Origin of the sequence: Stenotrophomonas maltophilia (assembly GCF_002799245.1) — a bacterium.
Taxonomy (GTDB): domain Bacteria; phylum Pseudomonadota; class Gammaproteobacteria; order Xanthomonadales; family Xanthomonadaceae; genus Stenotrophomonas; species Stenotrophomonas maltophilia_S.
This window is the reverse complement of record NZ_NEQV01000003.1, coordinates 214455-227052: the sequence shown is the minus strand read 5'-3', so window position 1 is coordinate 227052 and position 12598 is coordinate 214455. Positions and strand designations below refer to the sequence as shown.

Sequence of the window (12598 nt, the reverse complement as noted above, 5' to 3'; positions counted from 1 at the left end):
CAGCGGGCCGAAGCAGGGACTGGCGGATCGCGGCTTGTCCCTGCCCTGCCCCGTCAGGGGCGTGGCGATCAGTTCTTGCTGCCGCCGAAGGCGGTGTCGTACTGGCTGTTGCCGGCGAACGTGGCGATACCGGCCAGGGTGGCAGCGTTGGCGCCGAAGAACTGGCCCTGGCTGTTGCCGGTGACCGAACCGTTGGCCACGGCGGTGCCGGCGAAGGACGCATCGGCGCTGTTGATGTTGGCGCTGATCGCCAGGGTCTGGCCACCACCGGTCAGGCCGCCGGTCAGCTTGCCGGTGCCGAAGTTCGCCGCGAAGGTGCCGCTGAGCAGGTTGCTGCCGTTGAACTTGTTCAGGCCAGCCACCGCGTAGGTGGCGGTGCCGCTGGGCAGCGTGGTGCCAGCACGGTCGCCGGCGAAGTACACCTGGCGGTTGTTGAAGCCACCGGCGGCGCCATCCTTGGACCACTCACCGAACCACACATCGCCACTGCCCACCTTGACGAAGTTGAAGTGGCCCATGCCGGCATGGTTGCCCGGGGTACCGGTGATCGGCATGGCCAGCGTACGCACGGTCACGTTGCCCACAGTGGTGGGTGCCGAGTACGCGGACAGGCCCTGGAAATCGACCGGCTTCGCGTTGGAGACGGTGCCGACACCGATGCCGGCCTTGCCTGCGCTGTGCGGGCCGCCGTTGACTTCGGAGGCACCGACCTTGACGTACAGCTGCGCATCGGTGGTCGGGCTGGCCGCACCGACGATGTCGGCGGCCTGGGCGGCACCGGCCAGGGCGAAGGTGGCGGCCATGGCCAGTACGGAACGGGAGATCATCTTCATGGAACTACTCCTTGGGTTGAGGGAACTACGGCTACAACAACAGAACGGGTCATCAGAAGCGCGCAGTGACGCCGAGCTTCAGCGTGCGCCCCGGCGCTGGCAGCATTGAGCGCGTGGCCGGGTCGACGTAGTAGCGGTTGCCGAGGTTGGTGCCGACCAGCTCGACACTGGCATGGTCGTTGATGCGCCAGCGCGCGTAGGCGTCGACGGTGGTGATGTTTCCCCAGGTGAACGGCACGTTCTGCCAGATCAGCCCACCACTGCCGGCATACAGGCGGTCACGGTAGGCCTGCAGGTCCGGGTTCTGGTGGTGCTGGTAATGCGCGATGCGGCTGCCCAGTTCCAGGCGCTCATCGAACAACCGGGTACCCAGCGACCAGTTCACCGACAACCGGGGAATGGCCTGGGTCAGCAGGTAGCCACTGACGAAACCATCCTGCACGCAGTTGGGCACCTTGCCGGCCAATGCGTCGAGCTGCACCGCCATGCTTTCGTCACAGACCTTGTTTTCCAGCGTGCGGGTGATGCCCAGGTCGGTGAAGAAGCGCCGGTTGTCGAACCGCGCCTGCAGCTCCACGCCGCGGATGCGCTGCTTGTCCAGGTTGTCGAACAGGAAATTGCCGTCACGCTCGATCACGTTGCGGGTCTTGTGCACGTAGTAGGCCAGCTTCACGTCGGCATCGGCGGTGTTGCCGAACAACGCCGACAGGTTGTGCACATAGCCCACTTCGTAGTTGTAGGCGTGCTCGGGCTTGAGCGGGTACAGCGGGTTCAGGCTGCTGGAAAACGCGATGGTGCTTTCGAACATGCTGGGGAAACGCACCGCCTCGCTGTAACGGAAATAGGCGCGCGCATCGGGCGAGAAATGTGCGGTGGCCGAGAAGGTCGGCAGCCAGGCGTGGTCGCGCCTGCGCTCATTGCGCCCGGCCACGGCCTGCGGCCGCCCGCTCTGGATGGTGCACAGGATCTGCGCGCCCTGCACCGGTAACAGCCCGGGAATGGCCGCCACTTCGCCATTCAGGCAGGGGTTGCCGGCACGGCTGTAGTTGCCGTCCGCATCCGGCAGCCACGGAATGCTGTGGTCCACCGCCACCGGCGTCTCATACTTGCTCAGCAGCCCCTTCAGCAGATCATCAACGATGAAGCCCATGCCGATGCTGTCCCAGAACTCGCGCTGCGACTCGATGGCGTCGATCTCGCCCTGCAGGCTGGCCGGGCGTTCGGGCAGTTCGTTGACCCGGTAGCGCGCCTCCTTGGGGAACACCGAGGTGGTCATCAGCTCCGGGTGTTCCTGCAGGAAATCATCGAAGGCCCAGTAGCGCGCGTAGCGCACACCGGCGCTCAGGGAGAGGAAATCCACCGGGCGCCAGTCCAGCACCAGGTAGCCCTCGCCTTCCTGGCGGCGCCCGGCGCGCGGGTACATGCGCCAGCCATCGCTGGCCCCGAAGTACGGGTCGGCCGAGCGCAGTTTCTCGAACTGCCAGTTGCCGCCCACGGTCAGGTCCAGGGTGGAATGCAACGCGAAGCGGTTGCTCAGGGTCAGGCCGGTGCGGTCGTTGCGCGCATTGGCCAGCGCCGTATTGCGCAGGATCGGGCTGCTGCCGGGGTTCCAGTCGGGATTGCTGGCAAAATTGGGGAAGCCGCCAGCGGTGTAGGTATCACTGGTGGTTTCGGTGCGCCACAGATTGGCACGCAGGTCCAGCCAGCGGCTGCCGGCAGGCTGCCAGTGGTATTCCAGGTTCCAGGCATCGGAATCGACGCGGCTGAGCGGCCACTGGATGCGACCGTAGTCGGGCGCGGACAGGATGCGCGAGGGCATGATCTCGCCGTAGTGCGAGAGCGTACGCCGCCAGGTGGCGCGCAGCTGCTGGTCGTCGTTGATCTGCCAGGTCGCCTTCAGCAGCCACGATTCCTGTTCGCTGGACGTATTGGGCACCTCGTCGCCGGGCCTGAAGTAGCGCGCCAGCGTGGTGATGTAGTCCAGGCCCTTGTACTCGAACTGCTCACGCGGGTCCTGGTCGTAGTACGCTGTGCCCCGGGTGCCGGAGAAGTAGTTGCCCCGCTTGCGCCAGGCATAGGCGGCCATCAGGTCCACGTGTTCGCCGCGCAGGCCCAGCGCCAGCCGCCAGGCCTGGTCTTCCCCTGCGAACACATTGGTTTCCGAACCGCGCGACTTCACCGGCACCAGCAGCGTGCTGTCGGCATACGGTGACGAGGGCGAGCCCTGCGGGAACCCGGGCACCGTGCGGTAGTCCTCGCCGGTATGCAGCCGCGGCAAGCGTGGCGCCACCGCATTGCTGCTGCCTTCGATCTTCAGCTCCCCGCCGAAGCGCTCACCCGCTTCCACGATGTCATCGACGTCGATGGTCTTGATCACCAGCGCGCCACCGATCCCGCTGTGCACATCGCGCACCAGCCCTGGCCCCTTGATGACCTGGATGCCACCAATCAGGTTGGGATCGATGTAGTTGCGGTTGCTGACGCCGTTGTAGCCGCGCCAGACGGTCAACGCCTGTTCTCCACCGTCGATGCTGACCGGCACCCGCCCCGGCCCCTGGATGCCGCGGATGTTGATGTCCAGCGCGCCGCTGTTGCGCGCATCACCACTGAACACACCGACCAGATCCTTGACCACGTCGGCCGGATTGGAGCCGCGGTAGCGCTCCACCCGGTCACGCCCCGAATACGCCGTGGTCATGTCCAGCGCGAACACATCGTCGTAGCCGCGCCGATCGCGGGCCTCGCCCCCTTCCGACTGCAGGCGACCGGCCACGTCCAGTGTTTCGGTCACCCGCACCCCTTCCCCTTCCCCATCCCCCGCCTCCGCTGCGGCGCGCAGGCTCCATGTGCCATCCATGGCGCGCTGCGCACGCACGCCACTGCCGCGCAGCAGCTGCTGCAGGGCCTGCATCTGGCTGTACTCGCCGTTCACCGCGCTGGAACGACGCCCTTCCACCAGATCACTGCGGAACACCACCTGCACATCGGCCTGGCGGCCAAAGCTGCGCACGGCATCGGCCAGCGGCTGTTCCGGGATGGCGTAGCTGCGCAGCGGTGCGGCCACCGCCGCTTGCGCCTGTACGGCCGGCACCCAGGCCAGCGGCAGCAATGCAGTGGAAATGGCCAGGGCCAGGACGGTAGCGCGACGGTGACAGGCGGATGCCGTGGACGGCATGGACAGGAACTCCTCAAGCGGGGCGGGACCAGCGGTACATCCGGTACCGGTGGAATGTCTGGCTTGAGGAGAAACGCTGTTTCGCTCTGGCTATACCTCTATAGACAGCGGGGTACGACGGCTGCCCACGGCTTTTTCATGTTTTTTTCATGCGGCCGGTTCATCCATGCTCCGCAGCTGCTTCACCACACCAGCAACGCACCACCGGGCAAGCGCTGCACGCGCAGTCCCGCCTGCGCGGCCACGGCATCGATGGCCGTTTCCGGTTGCTGCAGATGGAACAGGCCACTGACCCGCACGCGTGCCGCCTGCCCGCCCAGTACCCATACCGGGGCACGCCGGTAGCGGCCGAGATCGGCAATGGCCTGGGCGGCGGGCAGATCGTCGATCGCCACTTCACCGCGCCGCCACGGCGCCATCGCTTCGGGCTCGGCCTGCTGCAGCGGCTGCAGCCAGCGCCCATCGCGGAACGCGCGCATCTGCCCGGCACGCAGCCGCTGCACGCTGCCATCGCCCGGGCGCACATCGACCACGCCTTCGCTGACTCCGGTGATGATCGTGGCGCCCTGCATCGACACGCTGAACGCCGTGCCGATATCACGGATCTGGCCACCGCCGGCCTCGACCTGGAACGGTCGCTGCTCATGCGCCACCTGGAACCAGGCCTGTCCGCGCAACAGGCGCAGCCGTCGCTGCTGGCCATCGAACTCGAGCGCCAGCGCGGTGCCGGCATCGAGTACCGCCGTGCTGCCATCATCCAGCTGCACCACGCGCGGCGCATCGCTGCTGCGCAGATCGCTGCGCGCCAGCAGCCAGGCGTGGGGTGCGGCCGCGACCATCAGCACCACGGCCGCGGCAGAGGCCAGCAGCCACGGCAGGCGACGGCGCGGCCCGATCGGGCGCAGCCCTTCGCGATCCGCGGTCAGCCCGGGCAGCGCGGCCAGCACCTCGGGCCCGGCGGCATCCAGCCCCTGCCAGAAGGCCTGCTGCCGGCGCCATGCCAGCTCATTGCGGGGATCGGCCTGCAGCCAGCGCTTCAGGGTTCGTTGCTGGCGTTCCGGCAGCGGGCCTGCACTGCACCGTATCACCCAGCGCAACGCCTGCCTGGCCTGACGCGGCGAGGGTTCGGACGTGGTCATGATTGTGGCCTGCCGCACCGCCAACGGGTGCGCTTTCCAGTTGTGACAACGGCGGGCACGGTCTGCCCACAGCAATCGCTGCTCATCGACGCATTCCCTGCTGCTGTTGCTGGATCAGCAGCGCTGCGCGCAGCACATGCTTGCCGACCAGGCTCTTGGAGATTCCCAGGCGCGCGGCGATCTCGCGCTCGCTCAGGCCCAGGTAGCGGTTGAGCACGAAGCACTCACGCACCTGGGCAGGCAGCGCGAGGATGGTCTGGGTGATCTCGCGCAGCTGCGCCTGGTCCAGTGCCTGCGCCTCGCCATCACGACTGGCCCCGGCCATGTCGACGGCGTACTCGGCCATGGCGCGGCGCTCGCGGGCGTCGGCCTGGCTGCGGTTGAGCGCGTGGTGGTAGGCCATCCGGTACAGATAGCCGCGCGGCTCCAGGATGGGCGGATCGCCGGGCACGCTGCAGGCCTTCAGGTACAGGTTCTGCAGGGTGTCCTCGGTACTGGCCGGGTCGAGGTAGCGCGCGATGAAGCGAGACAACGCACGGCGCTCGCGGATCAGCAGCTCGACCAGCGCCAGGGCATTGGGAGACATAGGTGCCAAGGCCGGACCGGGGAATGATGGGCGTGATGGCGACGGTCCGAGCCCGGATTGTAGGCGCCCCGCCGCGATACCGCACCCCTGTTCAGCGATGTCACCGGAAGCAGGACCTTCGGCCTATGAAGATTTCGTGAAGACAATGCTATGTTATATCGTCACATTCATGGCGACCCCTTCCGATGCCCCGTTCCGCCCCTGCCCGCCGGCTGCCCGGTGCGATCCTCCTTGCCCTGTCGCCCGCACTGGCGGCGGCCGAAGCCCCCTCGCAGCTGGACCCGGTGGTGGTGACCGCCACCGCGACCGACCGCCTGGCCAGCGACGCGCCAGCCTCCATCAGCGTGATCACCCGCGAACAGATCCAGCTGCGGCCGGTGCTGGATCTGGCCGACGCACTGCGCGGCAGCCCGGGCATAACCATAGCCGGGGTCGGCTTCGGTCGTCGTGGCATCCGCATCCGTGGCATGGACCCGGGCTACACCCTGGTGCTGCTGGACGGCCAGCGCGTGAGTGCGTCGGCCGATGCCATCGCCCATTCGGACTTCGACCTGGGCTGGCTGCCGGCTGCGGCGATTGAACGCATCGAGGTGGTACGCGGCCCGATGTCCTCGCTGTATGGCTCGGAGGCGCTGGGCGGCGTGGTCAACGTGATCAGCCGCCGCGCCACCGACGACTGGCAGGGCAACCTGGTCTACAACGCCGGCGTGGTCGGCGGTGACCGCGGCGGCAACACCGCACAGGCAGGCCTGTACGCGGGGGGCGCCCTGCTGCCTGGCACGCTGGGCCTGAGCGTGTTTGCCGAACACCGGCAGAAGGACGCCACCCGCGACCCGACCGACGAGCGCCTGGACGAACAGGAGGGGCGGCGGGTCACTACCGGACGCGCGGTACTGACCTGGACCCCGGACTCGCACCAGCGCATCGACCTGTCGCACCTGCAGGGCAGCGAGGAACGACGCCGCCATGCGTTGCAGGCCGGTGCCGCACCCTACGTCTACGAGACCATCGACGACATCCGTCGCCGCCAGACCACCCTGAGCCACCAGGGCGATTGGGACTGGGGCCAGACCCGGGTGAGTGCCTACCGTGCGACCCTGGACCGCGACAACCGTCGCGACCGCGGCGAGGCCTCGCGGCCGCAGCAGCTGACCGACCAGATCGTCGATGCGCGCGCCACCGTCGCGCTGGGTACACGCCACCGCGTCAGCGTCGGCGGCGAATGGCGGCGCCAGCAACTGGACGATGCGGCCGGCGCACGCAGTGGCCACCTGCAATCGGACCAGAGCGCGCTGTTCGTGCAGGATGAGATCCAGGTGAGCGATGCACTCTCGCTGGTGTTCGGCAGCCGCGGCGATCGCCATCCCGAATTCGGCTGGCATCACAGCCCGCGTGCGTATGCGCTGTGGCATGCCACAGAGGCGCTGACGATCAAGGGCGGCATCGGCAGCGGCTTCAAGGCGCCGAGCCTGAAGCAGCTGTCGCCGGAGTACTCCGCCGTAGGTGGTGGTGGACGCTTCACCATTGTCGGCAACCCGCAGCTGAAGCCGGAACAGAACACCAGCGCCGAGCTGTCGGTGGCCTGGCAGCAGCAGCGCTGGTCACTGCAGGCGACCGCCTTCCAGAACGACCTCAAGGACCTGATCCAGACCACCTGCGTGCGCGCCTGTGGCGTGCGTGGCCGCGAACTGCGCAACTACACCAACGTGGCCCGTGCACGCATCCGTGGCCTCGAACTGGCCGGTACCGCGCCGATCAGCGAGCATCTGTCGTTCGAGGCGAACTGGAGCTGGCTGGACCCGCGAGACCGCCAGACCGAGCAGTGGCTGCCGGAGCGCCCGCGCCGCAGTGGCGCCACCGCATTGAACTGGCAGCGTGGCCCGCTGCAGGCCGCCGTGCGCGGCGAATACATCGGCCCGCAGCAGCAGGTGGCCGGCAGCAGCCAGGTGACCCTGCCCGACTACTGGCTGTGGTCGCTGGATGCGCGCTGGCGCGTGACCGCGGCGGTGAGCGTGGTGGCCGGCATCGACAACCTGGCCGACAAGCGGCTGGACGAAACCGGCGCGTTGTACCCGTACCCGGAAACCGGCCGCTACGTGCATGCCGGCATCGAACTGGCGTTCTGAACATGCGCGGCCGGTGGACATGGCTGCTGCTCGGGTGGCTGATGCTGGCCGCATCGGCGCGTGCCGAGCCTGAACCCTTGCGGGTGGAGGTGGTCAGCAGCAGCTTCGTGCTGCCAGGCAGGATCGCCCGCCTGGATGCGCTGGGCGCGCCCGCAGGCGTGCGCTTCCGGCAGCGCGTGGTGGACCCGGCGACAGCTTTGCCAGACGGCTGGCCCGCAGGCAGCGACCTGGTGCTGCTGGATACGCCGCGACCGGCCGATGTCGAACAGGTCATGGCGATGGTTGATGGGCCATTGCGCAGCGGCAAGGTGCCATGGCTGCGCGTGGGCGGTGGCGCACCGGCCTCCGGCCACCTGCCCGCCGGGGTGGCGCGCAGGATCGCCGGCTACTACGGCAACGGTGGCCAGGCCAATATCCGCGCGCTGGCAGCCTACCTGCAGGCCTGGCGCAGCGGTGCCGGGAGCGACGGGCTGCCGCTGCCGCAGGTGCTGCCCGCCACCGGCTACAGCACGGGCGGCGGCCAGTGGCTGGACAGCACACAGGCATTGCAGGCGCAGTGGCAGCGCGACGGCCAGGCGACGTGGCCGAAGGTGGCCGTGCTGATTTCCGGCAGCATGCTCAGCGGCATGCAGACCCAGGTACTGGACGCGCTGATCGAGGCCGGGCGCGCACGCAGGATCGCGCTGTTCGGGGTCTGGTTCGATGCGGCCGCCGACGACGCCCTGCAGCAGGCGCTGCGCGGCATCGAGGTGGATGCGCTGGTCAATCTGACCCACCTGCAGAACGGCACCGCGCGTGCCGCCGAATTCGCCACGCTGGACGTGCCAGTGCTGCAGGCGCTGAACCATCGGCAGGGCGATGCGGATGACTGGCGCGCGGCGACCACCGGCATCCCGATGGCAACGCTGGCGACCTTCGTCGCCGTACCCGAAGCCTGGGGCGCCAGTGATCCGATCGTGGTCTCGGCCAATGCACGCGGAGAACTGCAGCCGATTCCCGAACAGATCGATGCACTGGCGGCCAAGCTGCAGCGGCTGGCGGCGCTGCGCCACACCGCCGTGGCCGACAAGCGCGTGGCGCTGCTGTTCTGGAATGCGCCGGACGGCGAGCGCAACCTGTCGGCCTCGCACCTCAATGTGCCGCGCAGCATCGAGGCGCTGCTGCCGCAGTTGGTACAGGCCGGGTACACAACGCAGCCAGTGGATGAGAAGACCCTGATCGAGCAGTTGCAGGCGCTGCTGGGTGGTTACTACCATCCGCAGCGGTTGGACGCGCTGCTCGAAGCCGGGCTGGCCGATACCCTGCCGGTAGCCGACTACCGCCGCTGGCTGGCCACCCTGCCCGCTTCGCGCCGCGACGAACTGCGCGCACAGTGGGGCGATCCTGCACACCACCCGGCGGTACGCCAGCTGCATGGGCAGGCCGTGTTCGTGCTGCCACGGCTGCGCCTGGGCAACCTGCTGCTGATGCCGCAGCCACCACGTGCGGGCCGCGTCGGCGAAGCGACCCACAACATCGGGTCGGTGCCGAGCCACTATTACCTGGCCGCCTACCTGTACCTGCGCCAGCAGTGGAAGGCCGATGCACTGATCCACTTCGGCACCCATGGCACGCAGGAATGGACGCCGGGCAAGGACCGCGGCTTGTGGGCCGCCGATTATCCGTGGCTCGCGGTGGGCGAGCTGCCGGTGTTCTACCCGTACATCCAGGACAACGTCGGCGAAGCGATCCAGGCAAAGCGCCGTGGCCGTGCCGTGGTGGTCAGCCACCAGACCCCACCGTTCGCACCGTCCGGGCTTTACGACGAGCTGCGCGACCTGCACGCGGTGGTGCACGAGCTGCAGCAGCTGGACCAGGGGCCGGTGCGTGATGCCACCGCCGCACGCCTGCGCGCACTGGCCACCGACAGTGGCATCGCCGCCGACCTGGGCTGGAGCGCGGTGGACATGCAGGCACGTTTCGACAGCTTCCTGCCGGTGCTGCATGACCATCTGCATGCGCTGGCACAGCGCAACCTGCCGCTGGGACTGCATACCTTCGGTGTGCCGGCCTCGCCAGAGCATCGGCTGCTGATGGTGATGCAGCAGCTGGGCCCGGGCTATCTGCAAGCCCTGGGCGAAGATCCAATGGAGGCCACGGCGGTGGACTACCGGCAGATCCAGCAGGGCCTTGCGTACCGCACGCTGGTACGCCACCTGCGCGATGGCGCGCCGATCAATGGTGTCTCCGACCCCGGCCTGCGCGCAGCGCTGCGGCGTGGCGTGCAGCTGGATGCCGCACTGGCGGATACACAGGAGATGGAATCACTGCTGCACGGCCTCGCTGGTGGCTTCGTGCTGCCCGGCGCCGGCGGCGACCCGATCCGCACGCCGGAGCTGCGCAGCGGCCGCAACCTGTTCGCGTTCGAGCCCGACCGCATTCCCACCCGCGCAGCCTTCGACACCGGCCAGCTCGCCCTGCAGCAGCTGTTGCAGGCCTATCGTGATGATCACGATGGGCAGCTGCCACGCAAACTCGCCATCAGCCTGTGGTCGAGCGAGGCCATCCGCCACCTCGGCGTGCTGGAGGCACAGGTGCTGCACGCGCTTGGCCTGCGTCCACGCTGGGACAGCGGTGGCAAGGTGATCGCCCTGGACATCGTGCCCGATGCGGAGCTGCAACGCCCGCGCATCGATGTGGTGATCCAGGCCACCAGCGTCTACCGCGACCAGTTCGATCCGTTCCTGCGCCTGCTGGCCGCCGCCATCGAGCAGCTGGCGGCGATGCCGGCCTCGGCCGGGAATCCGATCGCCGGCAATGCGCTGGCCTTGCAGCAGCGCCTGCAGCGTGACGGCTTGCCTGCGGAGCAGGCGCAGCGCCTGTCACGCCTGCGCATCTTCAGCAATGCGCCCGGTGAGTATGGCAGCGGGCTCAACCATGCTGTGCTGGCGCGCAGCGGCGCGGCGGGCAAGGACGATGCGGCGCTGGCCTCCGGCTTCCTGGATCGCCTGCAGCATGGCTACGGCAGTGATGGCCGGGCGACCACCCTGCCCGGCGGCAACCTGTTCGCCGAACAGCTGCACGGCGTGCAGGCGGCGGTGCTGTCGCGCTCCTCCAACACCCATGGCCTGCTCAGCACCGACCATCCTTTCGAGTATCTGGGCGGGCTGGCGCTGGCCGTGCGCCACCTCGATGGCGCCAGCCCGGCGCTGTACGTCTCCGACCTGCGCGAACCGACCCCACGCACGCGCAGCACCGCACGCTTCCTCGCCGACGAGCTGCGTGCACAGACCCTCAACCCGCAGTGGATCGGTGCGATGCAGGCCGAGGGCTATGCCGGCACGCTGGAAGTGCTGAAGAACGTGGACAACCTGTTCGGCTGGCAGGTGACCGCACCCGGGACGGTCCGCGCCGACCAGTGGCAGGCGGTGCATGACACCTTCGTGCGCGACAGCCGGCAGCTGGGGCTGGCGCCGTGGTTCGAGCAGCACAACGCCAGCGCACAGGTACAGATGATCGAGCGCCTGCAGGAAGCGATCACGCGTGGCTACTGGCAAGCCGATGACCGCACCCGCGCCGAGCTGCAGGAACGCCTGCAGCAGCTGCAGGGGGCGTCAGCGCCGGAACCGGCACCGACGCAGGCCCGTCCCGGCTATGGGCTGGGCCGCGCAGCGTCGGTCGCACCGGCAACCCAGGCTGCGGCCACCGTGGCCCGGCAATCCGCCACCGCCGAACCGGCCCCTGCGCCCTCGCCCAGGGTGCGCGGCCAGGTGATGCGGCAGCTGCCGCCACCGGCTCCGCACTCGCCTGCCACGCGCTGGGCACTCGCTGCGCTGCTGGCCCTGCTTGGCGCAGGCGCGCTGCTGCAGTCGCGGCGCAACGCGCGCCGCGCCGGCCCTTCCCATTCCCCTTCCAACACGGCTTCCGCATGAACGCGCTTGAATCCACGCTCTACGATCTCTCCCACCTGTTCCTCGCTCCGGTCCTGCTGCTGATCCTGCTGTCGCTGGCCTACGCCTTCCTCAGCTTCGGCGCGTTCCTGTGGGAAGGGCTGCAGCGCCGGCGCGGCCGCCACCGCCCCGAGCTGCTGGCCTGGCAGGCCCGCCACGGCGGCAGCAGTGACGACCTGGAACTGCATATCCTCAAGCGCCTGGAAGGCCTGCGCATCGTCTCGCGGACCGCACCGATGCTGGGCCTGGTCGCGACCATGATCCCGATGGGCCCGGCGCTGCTGGCGCTGACCCGCAGCGACGCGCAGGGCGTGGGCGAGAACATGGTGGTGGCCTTCTCGTCGGTGATCCTGGCCCTGGTTGCCGCCAGCCTGACCTACCTGGTGCTGACCGTGCGCCGGCGCTGGCTGCTGCAGGAACTGCGCATGTTCGAACGCCTGCAGGAGGTGCACTGATGCGCTTCCTGGATGACGAGGACGCCGATGACCCGATCCTGTCGGTGGTGAACCTGATCGATCTGTTCCTGGTGGTGACCGGCATCCTGATGATCGTGATCGTGCGCAATCCGCTCAATCCATTCACCAGCCAGGACGTGACGGTGATCGAGAACCCCGGCCAGGCCAACATGCGCATCACCGTGAAACAGGGCGAAGAACTGACCCGCTATCAGTCCACCGGCGAGATCGGAGAAGGTGGCGGGATCAAGGCCGGCGTGACCTATCGGCTGCCGGACGGACGCATGGTATATGTGCCGGAGGGTGCCCCTCCCGCCCGGTAGATCCCTGCACCGCACGGGTGGTGCACCGGCAA

At 68.6% G+C, this 12598-nt stretch carries 8 protein-coding genes; 4 read left to right on the top strand and 4 right to left on the bottom strand.

The window, feature by feature from the left end; translation table 11 throughout:
• Positions 1–68: 68 nt before the first annotated feature.
• From B9Y64_RS11940 to B9Y64_RS11925, 4 genes are all read right to left on the bottom strand, one after another.
• Positions 69–833 (bottom strand): Slam-dependent surface lipoprotein, encoded by a 765-nt coding sequence (locus tag B9Y64_RS11940; protein WP_100440887.1) that lies wholly within the window; start codon positions 831–833, stop codon positions 69–71.
• A 52-nt stretch (positions 834–885) separates the two neighbouring features.
• Positions 886–4008, bottom strand: coding sequence for a TonB-dependent receptor (locus B9Y64_RS11935; protein ID WP_100440886.1), 3123 nt, complete (start codon positions 4006–4008; stop codon positions 886–888).
• A 182-nt stretch (positions 4009–4190) separates the two neighbouring features.
• On the bottom strand, positions 4191–5147 hold the full coding sequence (locus B9Y64_RS11930; protein ID WP_100440885.1) for a FecR family protein: 957 nt from the start codon (positions 5145–5147) through the stop codon (positions 4191–4193).
• 82 nt (positions 5148–5229) lie between these two features.
• Positions 5230–5733, bottom strand: coding sequence for an RNA polymerase sigma factor (locus B9Y64_RS11925; RefSeq protein WP_100440884.1), 504 nt, complete (start codon positions 5731–5733; stop codon positions 5230–5232).
• Positions 5734–5918: 185 nt separating this feature from the next.
• On the opposite strand from B9Y64_RS11925, the gene B9Y64_RS11920 reads away from it, so the two are divergent.
• Genes B9Y64_RS11920 through B9Y64_RS11905 form a run of 4 tightly spaced genes read left to right on the top strand, consistent with a single transcriptional unit; the run spans position 5919 to position 12566 of the window.
• The gene (locus B9Y64_RS11920) at positions 5919–7859 is read left to right on the top strand and encodes a TonB-dependent receptor domain-containing protein (RefSeq protein ID WP_100440883.1); all 1941 of its coding nucleotides are present in this window, start codon (positions 5919–5921) and stop codon (positions 7857–7859) included.
• 2 nt (positions 7860–7861) lie between these two features.
• Positions 7862–11770 carry a cobaltochelatase subunit CobN gene (gene cobN / locus B9Y64_RS11915; RefSeq protein WP_100440882.1) on the top strand — a complete coding sequence of 1303 codons (3909 nt, stop codon included), beginning with the start codon at positions 7862–7864 and terminating at the stop codon, positions 11768–11770.
• Positions 11767–12243, top strand: coding sequence for a MotA/TolQ/ExbB proton channel family protein (locus B9Y64_RS11910; protein WP_100440881.1), 477 nt, complete (start codon positions 11767–11769; stop codon positions 12241–12243). Before cobN ends, B9Y64_RS11910 begins: the two co-directional genes overlap by 4 nt.
• Positions 12243–12566, top strand: a complete 324-nt coding sequence (locus B9Y64_RS11905; protein ID WP_100440880.1) for a DUF2149 domain-containing protein — start codon at positions 12243–12245, stop codon at positions 12564–12566. The genes B9Y64_RS11910 and B9Y64_RS11905 overlap by 1 nt, the downstream gene beginning before the upstream one ends.
• Positions 12567–12598: the final 32 nt, after the last annotated feature.